Genomic DNA, 22,046 nt, shown 5'->3' with positions numbered 1-22,046 from the left:
GAGTTGACTTGGTTGACTTAGTGAAAACGGGGATGTTTTGAACTTTAAATAAGGGAAATATTTTAAAATCAAGGGACACAATACTAATTGTTTTGACAGAAAAATGTAGAGTTACTAAAATATACTTCAGGGACGGTCTTTAACTTGTTGAATTGGGAAGCGGTGTTATGTCCCCTATGACCTTACAGAATTATTGCAAATAATCTACAATTATGACTAAAGAGGAATTGCTTCCTTATATCTTTGATTCAAATATTTTTAAGTCTTGGCACTGGTTCTATTGGCACTTTCTCCATACCTTGAAAGGGGAACCTCAACCTTTTGCCGATTCTTTTATAGAAGCATGTTTAGCTTGCGAAAAAATTATTCCAGATTTTGCAATTGGTATGGTAAATAATATTGCTTCTATATCTGGAAAAGTAAAAGATACACAGCATTATGAACAATTAATTCAACGTTTGGCAGAGCTTCATATTATCAAACAGATACTCACATTTGATTGGCCCAATAAACCAAAGTTTAAATGCGAGCCTACTACAAAGTTCAGCAAGAAAAACCCTGAACTAACAATTGATTTGGATGGAAAAATTGTTGGGGTAGAAGTCAAAGCACCTTCGCTATTACAACACTACGAGAACTTATGTGGCAATTCAACGCAAATACTATCGCGGTCACTTCCTTTGAATGTAACAGAAGCATTAGATAAAAAAATAATCTTACCTCGTGATAATCCAGTAAAGGATTTTCTTATCAGCGCAAATGAGAAATTTCAGCCATTTAAGAATGAATATCCAGAATTTATAGGTATCCTTGTAATAGTTTGGGGTGCAGCTATACAAGAACCTATATCAGCATTACTTGCTCCTGGTAGTGGACTTATTACAGAAAATTCTTTTGCTAAAGATGAGCGAGGTAAAATCTTGCAATTTCCAAGTATTGATAGCGTAATAGTTGTATCTCATCTACATCAGATTATTAAAGCGACGAAAGATGAACCTTTTATGGATTCTTGTCATCATGTCTTTGATTATGGTTCTAAGGATAAGTTACCATTTAAGATTTTTATGCCCCTTTCACCGAATATACCAAAAATATTTTTAAAGTGCATGCAGGTGCAATTACAAAATCCTGAAATGGGAAGTGAATATATACCTTCAGACTTAATTTTGTGGCTAGATCCAAGTAAAGGTAAAACATAAATCCAAGGGGACGGAGTTGTCTTGGTTGACTTGGTAAGTTCGTGGAATTTAAATGGGGAAAATCTTGAAATTTAAAATAGTTTGTTTGCTGATGGGGTGGTTGTTTAGGACACTCCTTATTTTTTGTATTCTGACTTGTTCCCCGGTAGTTGGGTTGGACACAAAAGTTGAAGTAGCCGGACACGGATTTAATGTCGGTTATCAGGTTATTGATTTGAAGTACCAAAAGGAAGGGCAGGAGCAAACGCTTACTGTGGCTGTTTGGTATCCGACTGCGGTGAAGCCGAAACCATACAAGTATGGGGGACCGACAACCGGCAATGTTGCTTTCAATGCATTACCTCTTGCTGAAGGCGGACTTTATCCTTTGCTGGTCTTTTCACACGGGTATGGCGGTAGCGGTATCAGCTCGGTGTTTCTTACTGAAGCTCTCGCCGCCCAGGGTTGGGTTGTAGCATGTCCGGACCACCATGACACGGATTCGGCTGTTCGCATACGAACCGGACAGGATAAGGATTTTGACCGTCTTGGTTTTTTGCAAAATGCCAAGGAGATAACGGTTTCGGGTCCCGGTGACCGCGATAAGTATCTATACCGGTTAGACGAGATGAAACTCGTCCTGGACGGTATGCTGACTTCCGGTGTGTTCGGGAAACTGATTGACAAAGACCGTGTCGCTGTTGGGGGACATTCTTTTGGAGGGTTCACGGCATTGGGGTTAAGCGGGACTATCAAGGAGCGACAGGATTCTCGGATAAAAGCAGTATTGTTATTTTCAACAGGTGCAGGTAGCTATCTGTTCAGGGATGACGAGCTTGCTGCTGTGCGGGTTCCATCAATGTTGTTCATTGGAGAACGGGAAGAAAACCAGGTGCGCGGTTCCGAAAAGATGTCCAATCTTTCAGACAGAATATATAAAAATGTATCGTCACCGAAGTATTTTCTTGTGGTTAAGGGTGCAAGCCATTTTTCGTTCAACAATTGCTTCTCGGACAATCGCAGGGCGAAACTGTTGAGTGGTACTGAGAAACAGTTTGAAGTTATCCGTAGATATTCAATTGCCTTTTTAGAGAAATACGTTGCAGGAAAGAATGACTTAAACAATGTACTTGACCGGAGTGACCCGTTACTTACAAAATATAATAAGGAATAGGAGTGGGATTGTGGGATTGTGCGATAGGGAATCGGGGGACCCTCCACTAAAACTTTGGCGGGCAGGCACAATACTGATTGTTTTGACGAAAAATGTAGAGTTACTAAAATATATTTATGAAAGGATAGCAAAGAGTATAGCGTTAAATATAAAACTTAAAAATAAAAAAGCAGGTCGCAGAAAAAATAGAAATAGGTATTGTGTCCCCGGATTTGGACTTAAAAACCACTAATAACAACAAGTGGTTTTTTTATTATATCTTTTTCTTTTTGGAGTTGACAAAAGGCAAATTATTAAGTATGATAATTTACGAAGTAATCGTAAAATATACTTATATGAGGTGAACACATGTACAGGAAAAGATGGCTTGAAAAAAAACTAATTAAACTTGTAAAGACGCGCCCCGTGGTTTATATCGGGGGTGCTCGCCAGACAGGAAAGACATCCATTTTAAAGCATACTTTCCCGAAAATACGTTATATTTCGTTTGACAGTCCAACCGAGCGTATCCGCGCTTTGGAAGACCCGAAAGGCTTTCTTGAAGCAGTATCTACTCCGGTAATACTTGATGAAATTCAGTATGTCCCGGAACTTATGATATATATAAAAATGAATGTTGACAATCGGCGAAAGCCGGGTATGTATATATTAACGGGCTCTCAGCAATATACTCTTCTTAAAGGGTTATCGGAATCTTTAGCAGGTCGTGTCGGTATACTTAACTTAAGGCCATTTTCGACAAGGGAATGGATGAAATATAACAAAATAGGCATTGACAAACTAATTGAGGTTGCTTGCAAAAAAAACAAGGGTGTTCCGATTAAGGAAATCTATAAGTCAATGCTTACGGGCGGTTATCCGGAAATACTGGGAAATGCATCCGTTGATTTGAACAATTGGTTTGCAAGCTATATTTCTACTTATTTAGAGCGTGACCTCAGGGTTTATCTGAAGGTGGGAAATCTACGTGATTTTGAAAGGTTTATGCGTGTCCTTGCTATTCGTGCCGGGCAGTTGTTATCGTACAGTGACCTGGCAAGAGATATCGGTATAGCCGTTTCAACCGCAAAAGAGTGGGTTTCATCCTTATGTGCCGGATATCAAGTTTTATTGATGGAACCATATTATAACAATCTCGGAAAAAGGGTAATTAAATCACCGAAACTGTACTTTGGGGATACCGGATTGCTTTGTTCCCTGCTTGGTATCCGTTCTGTTGACGAACTGAGCCGAAGCCCGTATCTGGGGAATATATTTGAGAACTGGATTTTGCTTGAATTGATGAAGTCTGATGAAACAGAAATAAACAGCGGTAATTTTTGGTATTGGCGTACTGTAAACAATACTGAAGTTGATTTAATATATGATAATAAAGGACGTCTTACACCTATGGAAATTAAATTATCACAGACATTTAAATCGAACTGGATATCCGGGTTGAAAAGTTTTATCAGCAATTATAACAAATCAACAAATAGCGGAATCGTAGTAAACAGCGGAGAACACGGTAAATTTAATTCTGATATTTGTTTCTACAATGTCCGGAATTGGTTAAAAAAATAAAAGGGTCAGGTTTTGCATTTTAACATTTCACTTGTTCACTTGCAGTAGAAAGCATATATTTGTAAAATCAATTCTCTTGACAAATAAATACTATTGTTGTATAATTTACAACAAATGATGTAAATATAACAACAAGGAAGGTATGCGCTATGTCAATGTTAACATTCAAGACAAAATTGGTAAAAAAACTGCTTACATATTCATTTACTCATCCCGATGAAAATTATTATGTAAGAGAATTAGCATTACTTATTAATGAAGATGTCGGAAATCTTTCCAGGGAATTAAGAAAGTTAGCAGAAGAAGGAATTTACAAATCTTATATAAGAGGCAAATTAAAGATATATTCATTAAACAAAAAATATTCTTTATATAAAGAAATAAAACAAATAGTGTTTAAAACTGAAGGGGTAGAAGGTTCTATAAAGGAGATTGTTAGTGAATTTAAAAATATTGAATTGGCTTTTATTTTCGGGTCATATGCAAAGGATAAAGAAAGGAAGACATCGGATGTTGATTTAATACTGGTTGGTGATTTATCTAAGAGTGATTTTACAAGAAAGATCCGTGACTTGGAAACAAAACTAAATAGAGAAATAAATTTCAACGTTTATACAAAAGAAGAGTTTAATAAAGAAAAAAGTAAAAAAGGTGGGTTCCTTAATTTAGTTCTTGATGATAAAATAATAGTTTTAAAGGGCATTTTAAATGATAGATATTAACACTCTTATAAAAAAGCTTAAAACCGAAGGAAAGTTAAGACAGCAAAGGGCCGGTATTGTTCAGGTTGAAGCATTACTTAAACAGGCGATACTTGATTTGGAAGAGGCAAAGAAAATAGTGGATATTGCAGAAAGGGCAACTTATGTTTTAGCATACATGGCAATGTTGAAAGCAGGAAGGGCATTGTTATTATTAAAAGGATATGTTCCGGATAATGGTGCTCAACATAAAACAGTTGTGGAAATAACAAGTTCAATTTTGGGCGATAAATATAAAAATTTAACTGAACATTTTGAGACAATGCGCAGGAAAAGAAACGAAATTACATATGAGGCAGGAGCATTAGTGTCTTTATCTGAATCGCGGAGTGCTTTTAACGATGCAATATCTTTAGTTAAAAGTATATTGGAAGAAGTAAAATCTCAAAATCCGCAGTTAGAATTAAAATTTAATTTTTTTAAATAATTGTGGATGCCTCTCAGTTCTAAAAAGGTCAAACCTTCATTTTATCATTTTACTTGCCAAAAATTCCTTGATTTTTTCACCTAACCTTGTTATAATAAAACAGTTGAAAACAATTATGAAAAGTAAAAAAAACGGTAAATTATCTGCTTTTGGGAAAAAAGCGGAAAAAGCACTAAAAGATGCTGTTAGAAAGGTTATTGAAGAGCATGCAATAAGGAAAATACCGTTAGTAGTATGGGAAAATGGAAAGATTAAAGAAATACAAGTTCGAAGATATAAAATAAGATAGTATATGAGCGGGGAGGCATGGCCGAGTGGTTGATGGCGCTGGTCTTGAAAACCAGTATATCGGTTTCCGGTATCGAGGGTTCGAATCCTTCTGCCTCCGTTGTTTTTATAATAGTTGAGAGAGGTTATGTATGAAAAAGTTTAAGAAGTTTTTGCTGATTTTTGTGGTTTGCGTGATTGTTGTTTTAGTGGGTGGGGTGATTGCTCTCAGGATTGCTTATCCGCCTGCTAAGGTGAAAGGGATATTGATAACTAAGATGTCGGAATTCCTGCATCGTGAAGTTGAAATAAAAGATGTGTCTATCGGGTTTGGCGGGCTGGATGTCGAGGGGTTCAGGATTTCTGAAAAACCGGCATTTAAACAGGGTGTTTTTGTGGAGGCGGGTAAGTTCATCATCAGGCCTGATTTATTTGCGCTTCTTCAGGGGAAAATATCAATCAGTAAAATAATACTTGATGAACCTAAAATAAATATTATCCGGAATAAGGATAATAGTTTCAATTTCAGTGATTTAATGACTAAGACAACGGATGTAAATAGTACGAGGTCCCTGCCCGCCAACGGTTCAGTGGAGGGCGAGGTCCACAAGGTTAAAGAAACTAAGGTTGAGAAAAAATCGGCGACTGCGGAGTTGCCTATTGCTTTTATTGTATCCAAGTTATCACTGTCTAACGGGACGGTGAAATTTACGGACAGGTCGGCGCAGGATATGTCTGTTGAATTAAAGAATATAAATCTGTCTTTGAGCGGGATTTCGCTTGTTTCGCCGTTTTTGGTTGATATGTCGGTTGATGTTTTACAGAAGAAAGTCAATGCTTCGCTTTCGTTTAATTTCAGCGGGGTTGTAAATATGAAGCAGCAGAACTTAAAGATAAAGCAAGCGGTTGTTAAAATTAACGATGCCGGTATAAAGGTTTCCGGGAATGTTGATAAGTTTATGGACCCGGATAAATTAACATTTGCAGTAAATGTAAAAGGTGAAAAATTTGCACTTGAGAAAATAACAAAAATAGCGCCGCTGCCTAAAGAGCTTTCTATAACAGGCGAACCTAATATAAACGTTGATGTATCAGGTAATATGAACAAGATACAGGTTAAAGGCGGAATAGATATGAAAAAGGTCAGCATAGCTTTCGGTGATATGTTTTCTAAGCCGAAAGATGCGGAAATGTCTTTAATGACTGACATTGTTTTTGAGAATATGGATGTTTTGAAGATAAATAATGTATCTGTTGCCCTTGGCGCGGTAAAAAATTCGCTTTCCGGAAAGGTTACCGGGTTTAAAAAAAATCAAATTGCAATGGACTTAAATGTTTTACTGGAAAAATTTGATTTAAAAACTTTGGTGCAGATTATTCCTATGATGAAAGATTTTGGGGTTTCAGGATTGGTTGACGGGAATGTCTTAGTATCAGGCGATTTGAAAATACTGTCAATTTCAGGAAAAGTAAATATACAGGATATCCAGTCAATAAAAAAAGATTTGACTGCTAAAGTGAGTAAAGGTAATTTGGATTTTTCTGCAAGGATTTCCAATTTAAAGAAAGATATATCTTTTACACTTTCAGGTGATACAATAGATATAAAAATGCCTGAACAACCGAAACAAGCTGCCGCACAAAGCGGGAAGGGAGCTAAGTCACAACCTTCTTCTTCTGTGACCAAGGACCAGGGACAAGGGACGTCACAACCAGCAGAGCTTCGCTCTGCGGCTACAAATCAGCCTTCCAGTGGCGGGCAGTCTCAATCTGTCGCTTCAGCGAAAGTCGGTGTTCCGAAGGATATTTCCATAACCGGCGACTTAAAGCTCAAGAAATTTATATTCCAGAATTTCCAAATTACTGATTGTTCGGCAAAGGTGTCCTTATTAAATGCCGAGCTGAATATAAGGCCGTTTTATATGGCTATGTGTAAGGGAAGTATTTCGGGGAGTATTTATGCTGATTTATCGGATTTAGAACCGACACGGCTAAAATTTAATTTTGCAACTGATGTCAGTAATTATGACCTTCACGAGTTGGTATTGGAAAGCGGGGTGCAGATAAAAGCTCAGTTCTGGGGTGTTGCGGAAGGGAAAGTTAAGATTTCAGGGACCGGTAGCAATATGACAGGTTTGAACGGTAACGGGTCGCTTGTTATAAAAAATGTAAAAGTTAACAATTCTAAAATACTTGACCAGCTTGCAGCTGTTTCTCAAATGCCGCAGGTAAAAGAGACGAGTTTTAAATCGGCAACAGGCGGGTTTAATATAAAAAGCGGGATAATTGAAATTACTAATACAAAAACAGATGGCGGTGATAAGCTGGATGCTTATTTATCCGGAAATGTAAATTTGGTAGCTTTAAGACAGGATATTGGTGGGAAAGTAAAATTTACAAAAGAATATTCCCGCGGTGATATGGCAAAATATACTGCAGATGTGGAAGGGAGAGTAACGGTTCCTTTTACTGTTAAAGGGACGTTTGATGACCCGAAGGTTACGCTTGATTGGAATAGCATAGCGAAGACGGCTATTCAAAACCAGGGTAAAGAGATATTAATGAAAGAAGGCGCAAAACTTTTAAAAGGTTTGTTTGGTAAATAAAAAGATATTTTAAATATTATAGAAAATAATGTTTTTACTAAACGATGTTTTCTTAACGCTTAAAAAATCTATCCGCCACTGAATCAATGGCGGACTTAACGATTTTTTAAGCTAAAAACATCTATATCGTTAAAAACATTATTTTCAATATATTAGTTTTGACAGAACTGATAAAAAAATGAAGAATTATATTGTTTCAGTTGATTTAGGCGGGACTAAGATATGTGCGGGTATAGTTACTACAGATGGCAAGATAAAAAGTGATATAATAAAATTACCTACCGAATCAGAGAAACCAAGTAAAATAATATTAGAAAATATTGTAAGAGCGATAAGTAGTGCGATAAAATCGGCAGGTGTCAGCAATAATAAAATATTGGGTATTGGAATAGGTTCTCCGGGACCGCTGGATATAAAAAAAGGAATCATATTAACCCCGCGCAATTTACCTTCTTTACACGGTTTTAATTTAAAAAAAGCGATAGAGAAAGAATTCAAGCTGCCTGTTTATTTAAATAATGACGCTAACGTATATGTGTTAGGTGAAAGTTTTTTCGGGGCAGGAGCAAAATACAACATAGTATTCGGGGTAACATTAGGCACGGGGTTAGGCAGCGGGTTAGTAATAAATAAGAAAATTTATAACGGAGCAACAGGTACAGCAACAGAAATATGGGGTTTCCCTTATAAAGAAGGGATAATGGAAGATTATGTTTCGGGACGGGGATTAAAGAGGATGTACAAGGATAGAACAGGAAAAGAGTTGGAACCTGTTATGATAGCAGATTCAGCAAGGCGGGGTGATTCGGAAGCTAAAAGCAGCTGGGAAGAGTTTGGAAGACATCTTGGTATGGCGCTGATTTATGTGATTGATGTTCTTGACCCTGACGTGATAGTAATAGGCGGTTCGTTGAGTAATCAATATGATTTATTTTCTGAAGAGTTAGAAAGGACAGTTCGCGGTAAGATATATTCTATGCCCAGAGCACATCTTAAAATAATAAAAACAAAACTAAAAGAAAAAGCAGCTTTGCTGGGTGCCGCCGGTTTAGTTTTGGAAAATGAATAATTACCCCTCACCTCTTTCCTCTCCCCACAGGGGAGAGGATGAAAAGAGGTATTTCTTCTCCCATATAGGAAGAGGAAGAAAAGTGAAGTTTCTTCTCCCCATAGGGGAGAAGATGAAAGATGAGGGGGAATTAGATGGTAAATCGGAGATAAAATGAATGTTGTTGTTGCTGGTCATATTTGTATTGATATAACACCGGTATTCAGCGAGAAACTGACGGGTAAAAGTATCGGTGAAATTTTAGTTCCCGGTCAGCTTATAAATGTCGGTAAAGCAGTGACTTCAACAGGGGGCGCAGTTTCAAATACAGGATTGGTTTTATCTAAATTAGGTGCGAAAGTATCACTGGTAAGCAAGGTCGGTACTGATTTATTCGGGAAAGGTATTATAGATATTTTAGAAAAATATGATGTCGATGTCCGGGGTATAAAAAAAGTTAATGAAGGGAGCAGTTCGTATACTGTTGTTATATCCGTTGCCGGTATAGACCGTATTTTTTTACATAACCCCGGGACAAATGATACATTCGGGTACAATGACATAGATTTTGGGATTGTAAAAAAAGCAAAACTATTTCATCTTGGATACCCGCCGTTAATGAAAAGATTGTATTGCAATAACGGGAGCGAGTTAGTGAAAATATTTAAAAAAGTAAAATCTCTGGGAGTTACAACTTCTCTTGATATGGCATTACCTGACCCTAACAGCGAATCGGGTAAGGTTGACTGGAAAAATATTATCAGGAAAATTATGCCGTATGTGGATATTTTCTTACCGAGTTTTGAAGAAATACTCTTTATGTTAGACCGTCCCAGGTACAGCGTATTAAAAAAACGGGCTACTAAAAGCAGTATCGTGGATTTTTCTACAATAGAAGATTTGCAGAAACTGTCTTCAATTCTTTTAAAATATGGCGGGAAAGTAATAGTTTTAAAATGTTCGAACGAGGGGCTTTATGTCAGGACATGTATGAGAGAAATACTAAATAAGACAGGTAAAGCGAAACCTGCTGACATGGATAATTGGTCTGACCGGGAATTATTGATGTCAAGTTATGTTGTGGATAAAATAGCAAGTGCAACCGGTTCGGGTGACGCGTCCATAGCAGGATTTTTAATGGGGTTTCTGGAAAATAAAACTATAGAAGAAACAATAAAATGCGCGAATGCAGCCGGCGCCCAAAACCTGCGGGCATATGACACTCTTAGCGGGATTGGAAGCTGGAGCGACATTCAAAAAATGGTTAGAAATAAAAACACTAAAGTTAATCCTATAAGAAAAGGAAAGCTTAATAAAGAATGGGAAAAAAGAGATAGTATATGGACAGGGACGAACGATGGGAAGGGAGGATAAAAGGGCGTCCGATGTCCGATGTCAATAAGAAAGAGTTATAGAGTTCGTGGAGTTATAGAGTTTGTAGAGTTAAAACCCTATAACCCTAAAACCCAATAACTCTATAACTTTACATTAACACATTATATGTTTCATAATTTCGGAGGTTAAACAAATGGCGGAATTAGAGAGGAAGAATTACCAGATTTGGGGTAAGCAGAGGAACGAGGCGTTAAAAAAATTTAAATTGGCTATGAAAAAATTCGGGTTGACTATGCCTGCTGTAAAACCGCAGTTGTTGGATTTCGGGTCTGGGAAATTTTATAAAACAGGTTTAATTGAATACTGGGTAGCTAATGAGGATAAGGAAGGATATTGCGGTAAATTTCTTTTTGTGTTTGGTGGGCAGACTTGTCCTTATCATCACCACGATTTCAAACACGAGACGTTTTTTATACTCAAAGGGTCTGTCAGTATGAAAGTAAACGGCAAAAAAACTACGAAAAAACAAGGCGGGATAGTTGTAATGCCTCCCGGTGTTGACCATTCGTTTACCGGTATCGGGAATGCTTTGCTTCTTGAAGTTTCAAAACCATGTCAGCCGAACGATAATTTGTTTGAAGATAAATCAATCGGCGAAAACGGTGTATTATAACACTGCTTTACCCCTCACCTCTTTCCTCTCCCCGCAGGGGAGAGGATGAAAAGAGGTATTTCCTCTCCCATACAGGTAGAGGATGAAAAGTGATATTTCTTCTCCCCTGTGGGGAGAAGATGAAAGATGAGGGGCGATTATAGGATTTTAAAATGATTACAAAAATATTGATGCCGAAACTTAGCGAGACAATGGAAGAAGGGATAATAACCGGCTGGCTGAAAAAAGAAGGTGAAAAAGTGAAAAAAGGAGAACCGCTTTTTGAAATCACCACAGACAAGGCGGCGTTTGAAGTTGAATCGACCGCAACCGGTTATTTAAGAAAGATACTTTTCCCGGTAAACACTGAAAAAAAAATAGCGATAAATAAAACAATAGCGTATATAACCAAAACAAAAAACGAAAAGATATAGTTTGATATCTGCGTTGTCCGTGTAGGGGCGACCTTGCATGTCCGCCCCACCACTACGGGCATGCGAAGCATTGGTGGTGGAGTCGCCCTAAATTAACATATAGAAATTTAAAAAAGCAGGCAGAGCAAGCTCTGCCACTACAAAGCCACTACAAAGGTAATAAGTTAGTAGTTTAAAATCTCTTGATGTCAGAATGACACATACAAAGTTGATGTAGTTGCCGACCTTGGTCGGCATAAGTTTAATTAGAAGGTGGTATTAATATGGATTACGATATTATTGTTATAGGTTCCGGTCCCGGGGGGTATGTGGCGGCAATCCGGGCTGCGCAGTTAGGTGCAAAAGTCGCGGTGGTGGATAAGGGCGAGGTAGGCGGTGTCTGCCTTAACTGCGGGTGTATTCCTACTAAAACACTGATAGCGACTGCCGAACTTTTCAGCAAAATAAAAAACTCGAAAGAATTCGGGATAAATATTGAAAATCCAAAAGTAGATTTTCCTGCTGTTATAGATAGGAAAGAAAAAATAATAAAGAAATTGCAGGGTGGAATTTCCTCACTGTTCCGCAGTCACAAGATTGAATTTATCAAAGGTGAAGCTAAAATCACCGGGCAAAATAAAGTGGAAGTCAACGGCAAAACTATAGAGTCGTCCAAAATAATAATAGCAACAGGTTCGTCACCTATGGTCCTGCCCGGTCTTGTGCCTGACGGCAAAACAATACTTACAAGTACAGATATTTTAATTAACAGGGAAATACCTCAGTCGCTGGTTATAATAGGCGGCGGGGTTATAGGTATTGAATTCGCGTCGCTTTTTAACAGCCTGGGTGTGAAGGTAACTATAGTAGAGATGTTGCCGAGAATATTGATAAATGAAGATGAAGAAATTTCAACAACGATGACGAGAATACTTGCGGGTAAAGGTGTGGAAATTAAAACAAATTCTAAAGTATTGAAAGTTGAAGGGAATAAATTGGAAATAGAAAGTGCGGGAGTAAAATCGGAAATAAATGCTGACAAGGTCTTGCTTTGCATCGGCAGGAAGCCCAATACCGCCGGGTTAGGATTGGAAAAAATTAATATAGAAGTTGAGAAGGGATTTATTAAAGTTAATAGCAGGATGGAAACAAGTGCTAAAAATGTTTATGCGGTAGGTGATGCTGCAGGAAAATATCTTTTGGCATACACGGCGTCTGCAGAAGGCATTGTCGCTGCTGAAAATGCTACGGGTAAAGAATCAGAGATAGATTACAGGGTCATACCAAGTTGTATTTTTTCTTCACCGGAAATAGGCAGTGTCGGGCTTACGGAAGCGGAAGCTAAAAAGAGAGGATATTTAGTTAAGGTTGGCAAGTTTCCTTTAATGGCGAGCGGCAGGGCGGTTATATTGAATGAGACAAAAGGGTTAGTGAAAGTAATTGTAGATGAAAAAACAGATAAGATACTTGGCGTGCATATAATAGGAAACGAGGCGACAGAGCTTATCCATTTACCTGCCATGGCGATTAAACTGGAATCCACGACAAAAGAATTCGAAAGAATTTGTTTCGGTCACCCTTCGCTAAGCGAAACAATACTTGAAGCAGTTCACGATGTACATAAACAAGCGATAGATTTGCCAAAAAAGAACTAAATTGAAAAATTGGGGTCAAATCTTGATATTTGACATTATGAAAATACTTGTTGTTGACGGCTATAATGTGATTAATAGGATTGAATATTTGGCGGAAATTGCGGACAGGGATTTAAAAGACGCCCGGGACGCAGTTACTGAGCTTGCAAACGAATATAAAAAGAGAGACGGGGGTATATCGGAAGTATATGTTGTTTTTGACGGGCAAAATCAATATAAAGATTTAGATATACCTCGCAGGAAAGAGCATATATTTTCAGATTCAGGCGAGGGTGACAGGAAAATTATAGAAACAATCAGGAGAGTGTCAAACAAAGGGACAGTAGTTGTTGTGTCTGACGATAATTACGTCCGCAATAACGCCCGCGCCTATTCATCGAATCTAATGAGGCCAGTGGATTTGCTCGAGAAGTGATACTATAATGAAAATACTGGATTTGGGTTTAATTGAATATAAGGAAGCATATAAGATTCAAAAAGAACTGGTTGAGAAAAGAGATAAAAAACTAATACCGGACACGCTGGTTATTTTGGAACACCCGCCGGTAGTCACAATAGGTAAGCTTGGAACCAAAAAAAATATACTTGAATTTAGTGAAAAAATAGAGATAATAGAAACAGACCGCGGAGGAGACGTTACCTGCCATTGTCCGGGCCAGATTGTAGGTTATCCGATATTTGATTTAAAAGAACGGGGCAAAGATATACATAAATACTTGAGGGATTTGGAAGAAGTATTCATTCAATTATTGAAAAAGTATGATATAGATGCCGGTCGCCGTAAAGGTTACACCGGTGTTTGGGTCGGAGAAAATAAAAAAATAGTATCTTTAGGTGTCGGGGTAAAACATTGGATTACTTACCACGGGTTTGCTTTTAATGTAAATCCCGATTTGTCTTATTTTAATACAATTGTTCCCTGCGGTATTAACGGCGTTGAAATGGTTTCTTTGGAAAAATTATTAGGTAAGAAAATTGATGTAAAAAAAGTTAAATCTGATATTATAAATTCTTTTTTAAACGTATTTGATTTGGAAAATGCAGGCAGAGCAAGCTCTGCCACTACAAAGGAAATATGTTAGATGTTGAAAATCCTTTGATGTCCAGAATGACACCTACAGGGTTGATGTAGTTGCCGACCTTGGTCGGTGACTTATTTGGAGAAAAGATATGGTTGCTGTTGTTCCCTCTTGGCTGAAAAAAAGAGTTTCTGCTGAAAATAAAACCAGTAGAGTCAGCAAAAGTCTTGCAGGGAAAAAAATTAATACTGTTTGCCAGTCTGCCGTGTGCCCGAATATCAACGAGTGTTTTAATCGCGGAACTGCTACTTTTATGATATTAGGCGACGTCTGTACCCGCAGCTGTATGTTTTGTGCTGTAAAAAAAGGGAAACCTGAATTAACGGACCCGGCAGAGCCTGAACGGATTGCTGAAGCTGTTAAGGAATTAGGTTTATTGTATGCGGTAATAACTTCGGTTACCCGTGATGACCTTGAAGACGGCGGGGCACAATTTTTTGCAGATACTGTAGAGGCAATATATAGTATAAATCCTAAAATAAAAGTAGAAGTCCTGATACCTGATTTCCAGGGGAATGAAAAATCAATAAAAAAAGTAGTGGATTCAAAGCCGGCAGTTATCGGGCATAATGTGGAAATGGTGCCGTCACTTTATAATAGAATCAGGCCGCAGGCAGTGTACGAACGTTCGCTGCATGTATTAGAAATAATAAAAAATATGGACAAAAACATTTATACCAAATCGGGACTAATGCTGGGTTTGGGAGAAAAATACGAAGATGTTATTGATGTGATGAAAAACCTCAGGAAAGTCAATTGTGATTTACTAACAATAGGGCAGTATCTTAAACCTGATAAAAATTGTGTTCCTGTAGATAGATACGTTACTCCTGAAGAATATAAAGAATACGAAAAGGTTGCATATAAATTAGGGTTTCATTCAGTTGCATCAGGTCCATTTGTGAGAAGTTCATATAACGCTGAAAAGTTGTTGGATAATCAGTTGTAGTGGCAGACCCTTGGTCTGCCTGGTATGCCGCATGTTGTTGTAACAGAGGCAGCAACCCAAGGGGTTGCGACTACATTTCAAACAGGGATAAATATTTATGAAAGAAACTATTCTTAAGGAAGTTCACAAGAAGTTGGGTGCGAAATTTATGGAATTTGCCGGCTGGAATATGCCTATCCAGTATGCAGGCATCAAAGACGAGCATCTGGCGACAAGAAAGTCAGCCGGTCTTTTTGATGTTTCGCATATGGGCAGGTTTGTGTTTAAAGGCAAAAACGCGGTTCCGTTCCTCCAGCATGTACTTACCAATAATGCAGCTGCTCTTGATATAGGCCAATCACAATATACGATTATACCTAATTCTAACGGCGGGGCTATTGACGACGCATATCTCTACCGGTTTTTTAAAGAGGAATATATTCTTGTCGTAAATGCAGGTAACAAGCAGAAAGACTGGGACTATTTCAAAGAAGCGATTAAAAATTTTAACGATGTGGAAATGGTTGACGATTCCGAAAACCTGGCTATGATTTCACTGCAAGGTCCGTTATCAAAAAAAATACTTAATGATGTGATAAGTTATGGTACACTTCCGGAACCGTTCAGGAACCGGTTAAGCGTTGTTTTGATAGATAATGTCAAGGTGCTGATTGCCAGGACAGGATATACCGGCGAGCCGCTTTGTTTTGAACTTTTCATAGATAAAAATAGTGTTGTTAAAATCTGGGATTTTTTAATAGCTAACGGGGCGACTTCTGTAGGATTAGGTGCCAGGGATACATTGCGTCTTGAAGCCGGGCTTCCTCTATACGGTCACGAGCTGGGGCTTGATTCTGAAGGTAAAGAGATACCTATTTTTGCATGTTCATTATCAAGGTTTGCGGTAAGTTTTTCTCCTTTAAAAGGTGATTTTACCGGGAAGAGCGCTTTACTTAAACAATTTGAAGCATTAAAGAAAATCATCAACAGGGATTACTCGCTAATAAAGGATTTGCCGAGATTAATTATGCCGGTAGCACTTACTGAAAGAGGTGTCGCCAGAGCGGGCTGTAAAGTTTTTTCCGGAGAGAAACATGTCGGGTATATAACCAGTGGGACGACAGTGCCTTACTGGAAATTTGAAGGTGAAGGACTTTTAAGTAAGATTACAAATGAAAACGATATGCGTTCAATTTGTCTTGCTTTAATTGACAGCAATCTTCAGGAAGGTAATAATCTTGATGTAGAAATCAGGGGTGAAAAGAAAAAAGCAGTTATTGTGCCGTACCATTTAAAATCAGAGACACCGCCGTATGCCAGGCCTGTTTTATTTGACTATGTTTTGAAAAAAGATAAATCGGTAACTGATAAAACGAAATATATAGATAAAGTGAAAAGTCTTCTTGATGAAACAGTAGAAAATACTATCTGGAGACAGAAAGAATGTATAAATCTTATCCCGTCCGAACAGACACAGTCCCGGATGACGCGTTTGCTTTCAGTTATGGACCCGGCATTCCGGTATGCGGAATATAAACCTGTCAAGGCTTTCTACGATGTAGAAATATTTTATTACCAGGGCACGGATTTTATCAGCAAAGTAGAGAATCTTCTTCAAAAAGAAATGTGCAGTTTTTTGGGATGTAGCGAGGTGGAAACACGTCCTGTCAGCGGACAGATGTCAAATGTTGTAGTGTTCAGTGCTGTGGTTGACTATATTAACAGGCTGGACCGTGGTTCGGAACAGCGAAGAATGCGTAGTGTCCTGAACAACCATATTATTAAAGGTGGCCATCTTAGCGCTCAGCCGATGGGCGGGTTACATGATTTTGTTGCAAGCGATCCGAGGACGGAAAAACCGGCAGTTGTAAATTTTCCGGTACTTGCAGAGAACCCGTATAAGATAGATGTTCCTGCATGCAGGGAACTTATTGCTGAAAATAAACCTGAACTTATTATTTTCGGTAAAAGTATGGTTCTTCACCCGGAGCCGGTTAAAGAAATACGGGAATTTGTCAAAGACCTTTCATTAAATTGTATTATTATGTACGATATGGCACATGTGCTGGGACTTGTCGGACCTCATTTCCAGGAACCGTTTAAAGAAGGCGCTGATATTGTTACCGGTTCTACGCATAAAACTTTTTTTGGTACACAAAGAGGGATTATAGGTGCAAATTATAAAAAACAGGATATGCTTTACGAGTTTTGGGAGACAATAAAAAAGAGGACGTTTCCGGGAAGCGTGAGTAATCATCATCTCGGGACGCTTTTGGGGTTGCTGATGTCGGCTTACGAAATGAATTATTTTAAAGACGAATATCAGAAGAAGGTTTTGTCAAATGCAAAAGCGTTTGCCAGGGCGCTTAAGGATTGCGGTATGAACGTAATCGGTGACCCGAAAGTCAGTTTTACCGAAACACACCAGGTTATTATAAATGTCGGTTATGCAAAAGGCGTGGAGTTTGCAAAGAAACTGGAAGAGAATAATATAATAGTAAATTACCAGGCGACTTTGGAAGAAGAAGGTTTTACTGCTGCAGGTTCCATTAGATTAGGTGTTTCGGAAATGACAAGGTTTGGTATGAAAGAAGAAGATTTTAAAACGGTGGCACAGCTTATATATGATGTTACAGTAGGCGGTAAACCGGTCAAAGATAAAGTTAAAGAGTTTAGAAAAAATTTTGTTAATGTGAATTTCTGTTTTTCCGGCAAAGAATTTGATATAATAATAGAAAAGCTGCATAAACTGATTTAAAAGGGTTATAGAGTTATAGAGTTTGTAGAGTTATAGAGTTTGTAGAGTTTGTAGAGTTTGTAGAGTTCATAGAGTTCATAGAGTTATAGAGTTTGTAGAGTTATAGAGTTCGTAGAGTTCATAGAGTTTAAACCCTAAAACCCTAAAACCCTATAACCCTACAACCCTACAACTTCATCACTGTCTTAGAAAGGAGATTTTATGGTACCGGCTGAATTGAAGTATACTAAAGAACATGAATGGGTTAAATTAGAGGGGAACAAGGCTACGGTAGGCATTACGGATTTTGCACAGGATGCGCTTGGCGATATAACGTTTATCAAATTGCCTAATTTAGGGGATAGTATCACTCAGTTTCAGGAAGTAGGTTGCTTGGAATCAATAAAATCAGTAAGCAATATATATAGTCCTTTGAGTGGAAAAGTAAGTGATATAAATAAAACGCTTGAATCCGCGCCGGAAAAGATTAATAAGTCAGCTTATAGTGAAGGCTGGATTTACAAATTGCAGGATATAAAACAAGCGGAATTTGACAAGCTTTTAAGTTCAAAAGAATACGAGGAATTTTTAAAGACGTTAGGATAATATATGGATTATATTTCTAATACAATAGACGACCAGAAAGAGATGTTAAAAGTTATCAATATAAAAGATATTAAAGAGCTGTTTTCATGCATTCCAAAAGAATTAAAACCGAAATCTTTCAATATCCCGGAAGGTAAATCCGAATTTGAAGTAAGAAAATATCTCTATGAATTGTCTGGGAAAAATTCCACGCATTTGATATCCTTTTTGGGCGGCGGGTTTTATGACCATTATATACCTGTTGCGGTTGACGCGATAACCGGCAGGAGCGAGTTTTACACATCATATACGCCGTATCAGCCGGAGGCGTCACAGGGTGTTTTGCGTTCTATATTTGAATACCAGTCGGCTGTATGCCGGTTGACGGAGATGGATGTTTCGAACTCTTCTTTATATGACGGGGGCACGGCATTATACGAAGCTGCGATGATGTCAACCCGTATAACAGGCAGGAAAAAAATTATAGTTGATGAGGGTGTTAACCCGATATACAGGAAAATGCTGAGGACTTATACAAGCAATCTTTCTTTGGAATTAGTAGAAATACCTGCTTTAGACGGTGTTGTAGACAGGAAGAAAATTCTGTCTGAAATTAACGACAGCGTTTCGGCAGTTGTTTTACAAAACCCGAATTTTTTCGGCGGTATAGACGATTATACCGATATATTTGAGCAGGTACACAAATTTAAAGGTATCGGGATATTGTCGTTTTACCCGTTATCGCTAGGTATATTAAAGACGCCCGGCGAAATGGGTGCGGATATAGCGGTAGCTGAAGGGCAGAGTCTGGGAATCCCGCTTTCTTTCGGCGGTCCTTATTTAGGCGTTATAGCGACAAAATTAAAATATGTAAGGGAAATGCCGGGCAGGATTGTCGGCAGTACCGTTGATAATAAAGGCAGGCGCGGTTACGTGCTGACTTTGCAGACCAGGGAGCAGCATATAAGGAGAGAAAGAGCTACATCCAATATATGTTCAAATGAAACGCTTTGTGCTATCCGCGCGCTGGTTTATTGTACGCTAATAGGCAAAGAGGGTATAAAAGAAGCTGCAAATTTATGTCTCGCAAAATCAGAATATACAAAAAACAGGCTGATGCAGATTAAAAATTTAAAAATAAAATTTAGCACCCCGACCTTCAACGAGTTTGTGATTGAATTACCGAAAGACGCGGCAGATTTAATAAGCACGCTGATAGAAAAAGGTTTTGCTGCAGGGTTCCCGCTCGGCAGGTATTATAAAGGTATGGAAAAGTGCCTGTTGGTAGCGCTTACTGAAAAGCGGACAAAAGAAGAAATAGGATGTTTTGCGGAAGCGTTAGAAGCAAGTATATAGGTTATACTGGCATTCATTAAAATTAGTTTTTCACTTGACGATGTTTTTTTAACGCTTAAAAAATCTAAAATTGCTAAACTCCTCGCTTTGCTCGTCAGACATAGCAATTTTTTAACGATTTTTTAAGCTAAAAACATCTAAATCGTTCAAAACTTATTTTAAGAAATACTGAAATATTACGCAAGATTTATATCTCTAAAATACAAAAAGTGGGATTAATATGAATAACGAAACAATTTTTGAGAAAAGCAAAAAGGGCAGGAGGGCAATCAGGTTTAACAAGCCGGATGTTCCTACCGATGTTGCTATTCCTAAAAAATTATGCAGGAAAAACGATGCTAACCTGTCCGAAGTTTCAGAATTGGATTGTGTAAGACATTTTACTGATGCATCGAGAAACAATTTCGGCGTTGATACTAATTTCTACCCGTTAGGTTCCTGCACTATGAAATATAATCCGAAACTGGGTGAGGAAGTTGCATCTTACAGGGGATTTTCCGATATACACCCGCTATTGCCGCAGTTAAGGAGAGGCGGGTTGCTGACCCAGGGAGCTTTACAGGTAATATATGAGACGGAAAGGCTGCTTTCCGAGATTACAGGTATGGCGGAATTTACAATGCAGCCGTTTGCAGGTGCGCATGGTGAATTAACAGGGATAATGATAATAGCGGCGTACCACAAATCAAAAGGGAATAAAAAGACAAAAATAATAGTGCCGAATTCCAGTCACGGGACTAATCCGGCAAGCGCCGCTATAGGCGGATATAAAATAGTATCAATCCCGACCAATGAACAGGGGACTATAGATTTTACAGAATTTGAAAAACAGCTGGACAACGAAGTGGCAGGTGTTATGATGACCTGCCCGAACACTTTGGGTATTTTTGAAACAGATATTAAGAAGGTTGCGGACAAAGTGCATGAGATAGACGGGCTTATGTATTATGACGGTGCTAACTTGAACGCAATACTTGGTAAATGCAGGTCCGGAGATGTGGGATTTGATATCGTTCACATCAACCTGCATAAGACGTTCGCAACCCCGCACGGCGGCGGCGGTCCCGGTGCCGGTCCTGTCGGTGTAGTTGAGAAACTAAAGAAATTTTTACCTATATCGGCAGTGGTTAAAAGGAGCGACAGCACATTTTCATTAGAATATGACAAACCGTCTTCAATAGGATATATTGCGCCGTTCTATGGTAATTTTGGAGTAATACTAAAAGCATATTCATACATACTTACATTAGGAAAGGAAGGGTTGATAAGGGTATCCGAAAACGCTGTTTTGAATGCAAATTATATAAAAGAAAAACTTAAAAAATATTATCACCTGCCGTATGATAAACCATGCATGCATGAATGTGTGTTTTCGGCAAAAAAACAGGCGGAAAAAGGGGTTAGTGCGGTGGACATCGCCAAATCTTTAATAGACAGAGGTTTTCACCCGCCGACTATATATTTCCCTTTGAATGTTAAAGAAGCGATAATGATAGAACCGACAGAAACCGAATCAAAAGAAACGATAGACGCTTTTATAGAAGCGATGATTGAAATAGCAAAGTTAGCGGAAGAAAACCCCAAAGAACTGCACGACGCTCCCCAAAAGACCCCGGTAGGAAGGTTGGATGAAGTAAAAGCGGTGAAAGAACTTAAACTGTGCATATAATAGATATAACATTTAACAATCCTGTAAAAAATATTGAATACGACGAAGAACTTTTAAAACTTTCACAAAATAATAAGGAAGAAGCTGTGAGATTTTGGGAACCAAAATCTTTTTTTGTTTCACTGGGACGTGATTCCGGTCTAGACAGTATTTATGAAGAAAGTTGTAAGGGGGATAATATCCCTGTTGTAAAAAGAAATTCAGGCGGCGGGACGGTTCTTTTGGGTCCGGGATGTTTAAATTATTCTATAATACTTGCTTGTAACAGTGAATTGTTTGATGTTAGAAAATCTTACAATTATATTCTTACAAAAGTATGCAATGTTTTGAAAACGCTTACTAAAAATGATGTTGATATAAAGGGGATTTCAGATATAACGCTTGGTGACAGGAAAATATCGGGAAATGCACAAATCAGGAAACGGAATTATTTTTTGCATCACGGGACACTGCTTTACAATTTCAACCTCAGTTTAATATCAAAATATCTTAAACAGCCTAAAAAACAACCGGATTACCGCAGTAACCGGTCTCACGGGGAATTTTTAACTAATATAAACTTGACTCAGATAGATACATTCAAAAAATATTTATGTGAGTCATTCAAATAAAA

General features: G+C 38.1%; 22 protein-coding genes and 1 tRNA gene. All 23 read left to right on the top strand.

Annotated elements, in window-relative coordinates; genetic code table 11:
• Positions 1–212 precede the first annotated feature (212 nt).
• The 23 genes from PHE88_02805 to PHE88_02695 all read left to right on the top strand — a co-directional run bounded on the left by PHE88_02805 (position 213) and on the right by PHE88_02695 (position 22,044).
• On the top strand, positions 213–1,199 hold the full coding sequence (locus PHE88_02805; protein ID MDD5686747.1) for a hypothetical protein: 987 nt from the start codon (positions 213–215) through the stop codon (positions 1,197–1,199).
• Positions 1,200–1,353: 154 nt separating this feature from the next.
• Positions 1,354–2,352 (top strand): hypothetical protein, encoded by a 999-nt coding sequence (locus tag PHE88_02800; GenBank protein ID MDD5686746.1) that lies wholly within the window; start codon positions 1,354–1,356, stop codon positions 2,350–2,352.
• 10 nt (positions 2,353–2,362) lie between these two features.
• Positions 2,363–2,584, top strand: a complete 222-nt coding sequence (locus tag PHE88_02795) for a hypothetical protein (protein ID MDD5686745.1) — start codon at positions 2,363–2,365, stop codon at positions 2,582–2,584.
• Between the two features lie 116 nt (positions 2,585–2,700).
• The gene (locus PHE88_02790) at positions 2,701–3,915 is read left to right on the top strand and encodes an ATP-binding protein (GenBank protein ID MDD5686744.1); all 1,215 of its coding nucleotides are present in this window, start codon (positions 2,701–2,703) and stop codon (positions 3,913–3,915) included.
• 149 nt (positions 3,916–4,064) lie between these two features.
• Positions 4,065–4,637, top strand: a complete 573-nt coding sequence (locus tag PHE88_02785; GenBank protein MDD5686743.1) for a nucleotidyltransferase domain-containing protein — start codon at positions 4,065–4,067, stop codon at positions 4,635–4,637.
• Complete coding sequence (locus PHE88_02780) at positions 4,624–5,103, top strand: HEPN domain-containing protein (protein ID MDD5686742.1); 480 nt, start codon at positions 4,624–4,626, stop codon at positions 5,101–5,103. Before PHE88_02785 ends, PHE88_02780 begins: the two co-directional genes overlap by 14 nt.
• 115 nt (positions 5,104–5,218) lie before the next feature.
• Positions 5,219–5,392 carry a hypothetical protein gene (locus PHE88_02775; protein MDD5686741.1) on the top strand — a complete coding sequence of 58 codons (174 nt, stop codon included), beginning with the start codon at positions 5,219–5,221 and terminating at the stop codon, positions 5,390–5,392.
• An 11-nt stretch (positions 5,393–5,403) separates the two neighbouring features.
• Positions 5,404–5,491 (top strand) — tRNA-Ser (locus PHE88_02770).
• Positions 5,492–5,522: 31 nt separating this feature from the next.
• Positions 5,523–7,976, top strand: coding sequence for an AsmA family protein (locus PHE88_02765; GenBank protein MDD5686740.1), 2,454 nt, complete (start codon positions 5,523–5,525; stop codon positions 7,974–7,976).
• A 178-nt stretch (positions 7,977–8,154) separates the two neighbouring features.
• Positions 8,155–9,045 carry an ROK family protein gene (locus PHE88_02760; GenBank protein MDD5686739.1) on the top strand — a complete coding sequence of 297 codons (891 nt, stop codon included), beginning with the start codon at positions 8,155–8,157 and terminating at the stop codon, positions 9,043–9,045.
• Complete coding sequence (locus tag PHE88_02755) at positions 9,038–9,202, top strand: hypothetical protein (protein ID MDD5686738.1); 165 nt, start codon at positions 9,038–9,040, stop codon at positions 9,200–9,202. Before PHE88_02760 ends, PHE88_02755 begins: the two co-directional genes overlap by 8 nt.
• Positions 9,199–10,398 (top strand): carbohydrate kinase family protein, encoded by a 1,200-nt coding sequence (locus PHE88_02750; protein MDD5686737.1) that lies wholly within the window; start codon positions 9,199–9,201, stop codon positions 10,396–10,398. Before PHE88_02755 ends, PHE88_02750 begins: the two co-directional genes overlap by 4 nt.
• Positions 10,399–10,552: 154 nt before the next feature.
• A complete protein-coding gene (locus tag PHE88_02745) occupies positions 10,553–11,032 on the top strand; it encodes a cupin domain-containing protein (protein ID MDD5686736.1) in 480 nt (159 codons plus the stop codon).
• A 152-nt stretch (positions 11,033–11,184) separates the two neighbouring features.
• Entirely contained in the window at positions 11,185–11,445 is a 261-nt protein-coding gene (locus PHE88_02740) for a biotin attachment protein (GenBank protein ID MDD5686735.1), read from the top strand.
• A 263-nt stretch (positions 11,446–11,708) separates the two neighbouring features.
• Positions 11,709–13,079, top strand: a complete 1,371-nt coding sequence (gene lpdA / locus PHE88_02735; GenBank protein ID MDD5686734.1) for a dihydrolipoyl dehydrogenase — start codon at positions 11,709–11,711, stop codon at positions 13,077–13,079.
• Positions 13,080–13,116: 37 nt separating this feature from the next.
• Positions 13,117–13,494, top strand: a complete 378-nt coding sequence (locus PHE88_02730) for an NYN domain-containing protein (protein MDD5686733.1) — start codon at positions 13,117–13,119, stop codon at positions 13,492–13,494.
• 7 nt (positions 13,495–13,501) lie between these two features.
• The gene (gene lipB / locus PHE88_02725; GenBank protein ID MDD5686732.1) at positions 13,502–14,161 is read left to right on the top strand and encodes a lipoyl(octanoyl) transferase LipB; all 660 of its coding nucleotides are present in this window, start codon (positions 13,502–13,504) and stop codon (positions 14,159–14,161) included.
• Between the two features lie 88 nt (positions 14,162–14,249).
• On the top strand, positions 14,250–15,107 hold the full coding sequence (gene lipA / locus PHE88_02720) for a lipoyl synthase (protein ID MDD5686731.1): 858 nt from the start codon (positions 14,250–14,252) through the stop codon (positions 15,105–15,107).
• Positions 15,108–15,204: 97 nt separating this feature from the next.
• Positions 15,205–17,844 carry a glycine cleavage system aminomethyltransferase GcvT gene (gcvT, locus tag PHE88_02715; protein ID MDD5686730.1) on the top strand — a complete coding sequence of 880 codons (2,640 nt, stop codon included), beginning with the start codon at positions 15,205–15,207 and terminating at the stop codon, positions 17,842–17,844.
• 201 nt (positions 17,845–18,045) lie between these two features.
• Positions 18,046–18,429 (top strand): glycine cleavage system protein GcvH, encoded by a 384-nt coding sequence (gene gcvH / locus PHE88_02710; GenBank protein MDD5686729.1) that lies wholly within the window; start codon positions 18,046–18,048, stop codon positions 18,427–18,429.
• Positions 18,430–18,432: 3 nt separating this feature from the next.
• Entirely contained in the window at positions 18,433–19,764 is a 1,332-nt protein-coding gene (gcvPA, locus tag PHE88_02705) for an aminomethyl-transferring glycine dehydrogenase subunit GcvPA (protein MDD5686728.1), read from the top strand.
• Positions 19,765–19,984: 220 nt separating this feature from the next.
• The gene (gene gcvPB / locus PHE88_02700) at positions 19,985–21,433 is read left to right on the top strand and encodes an aminomethyl-transferring glycine dehydrogenase subunit GcvPB (protein ID MDD5686727.1); all 1,449 of its coding nucleotides are present in this window, start codon (positions 19,985–19,987) and stop codon (positions 21,431–21,433) included.
• The gene (locus tag PHE88_02695) at positions 21,424–22,044 is read left to right on the top strand and encodes a lipoate--protein ligase family protein (protein MDD5686726.1); all 621 of its coding nucleotides are present in this window, start codon (positions 21,424–21,426) and stop codon (positions 22,042–22,044) included. Before gcvPB ends, PHE88_02695 begins: the two co-directional genes overlap by 10 nt.
• The last annotated feature ends 2 nt before the right edge of the window (positions 22,045–22,046 follow it).

Source organism: Elusimicrobiota bacterium (genome assembly GCA_028718185.1).
Classification (GTDB): Bacteria; Elusimicrobiota; UBA8919; order UBA8919; family UBA8919; genus JAQUMH01.
The sequence above is the reverse complement of the archived record's forward strand: the minus strand, read 5'-3'. Positions and strand labels throughout refer to the sequence as shown.

Coding starts and splice junctions, on each gene's coding strand:
- PHE88_02730 (MDD5686733.1), top strand. CDS start 13,117: ATGAAAATACTTGTTGTTGACGGCTATAATGTGATTAATAGGATTGAA.
- PHE88_02790 (MDD5686744.1), top strand. CDS start 2,701: ATGTACAGGAAAAGATGGCTTGAAAAAAAACTAATTAAACTTGTAAAG.
- PHE88_02760 (MDD5686739.1), top strand. CDS start 8,155: ATGAAGAATTATATTGTTTCAGTTGATTTAGGCGGGACTAAGATATGT.
- PHE88_02740 (MDD5686735.1), top strand. CDS start 11,185: ATGATTACAAAAATATTGATGCCGAAACTTAGCGAGACAATGGAAGAA.
- PHE88_02755 (MDD5686738.1), top strand. CDS start 9,038: ATGAATAATTACCCCTCACCTCTTTCCTCTCCCCACAGGGGAGAGGAT.
- PHE88_02805 (MDD5686747.1), top strand. CDS start 213: ATGACTAAAGAGGAATTGCTTCCTTATATCTTTGATTCAAATATTTTT.
- PHE88_02765 (MDD5686740.1), top strand. CDS start 5,523: ATGAAAAAGTTTAAGAAGTTTTTGCTGATTTTTGTGGTTTGCGTGATT.
- lipB (MDD5686732.1), top strand. CDS start 13,502: ATGAAAATACTGGATTTGGGTTTAATTGAATATAAGGAAGCATATAAG.
- lipA (MDD5686731.1), top strand. CDS start 14,250: ATGGTTGCTGTTGTTCCCTCTTGGCTGAAAAAAAGAGTTTCTGCTGAA.
- PHE88_02775 (MDD5686741.1), top strand. CDS start 5,219: ATGAAAAGTAAAAAAAACGGTAAATTATCTGCTTTTGGGAAAAAAGCG.
- PHE88_02785 (MDD5686743.1), top strand. CDS start 4,065: ATGTCAATGTTAACATTCAAGACAAAATTGGTAAAAAAACTGCTTACA.
- lpdA (MDD5686734.1), top strand. CDS start 11,709: ATGGATTACGATATTATTGTTATAGGTTCCGGTCCCGGGGGGTATGTG.
- PHE88_02780 (MDD5686742.1), top strand. CDS start 4,624: ATGATAGATATTAACACTCTTATAAAAAAGCTTAAAACCGAAGGAAAG.
- gcvH (MDD5686729.1), top strand. CDS start 18,046: ATGGTACCGGCTGAATTGAAGTATACTAAAGAACATGAATGGGTTAAA.
- PHE88_02750 (MDD5686737.1), top strand. CDS start 9,199: ATGAATGTTGTTGTTGCTGGTCATATTTGTATTGATATAACACCGGTA.
- gcvPB (MDD5686727.1), top strand. CDS start 19,985: ATGAATAACGAAACAATTTTTGAGAAAAGCAAAAAGGGCAGGAGGGCA.
- gcvT (MDD5686730.1), top strand. CDS start 15,205: ATGAAAGAAACTATTCTTAAGGAAGTTCACAAGAAGTTGGGTGCGAAA.
- gcvPA (MDD5686728.1), top strand. CDS start 18,433: ATGGATTATATTTCTAATACAATAGACGACCAGAAAGAGATGTTAAAA.
- PHE88_02745 (MDD5686736.1), top strand. CDS start 10,553: ATGGCGGAATTAGAGAGGAAGAATTACCAGATTTGGGGTAAGCAGAGG.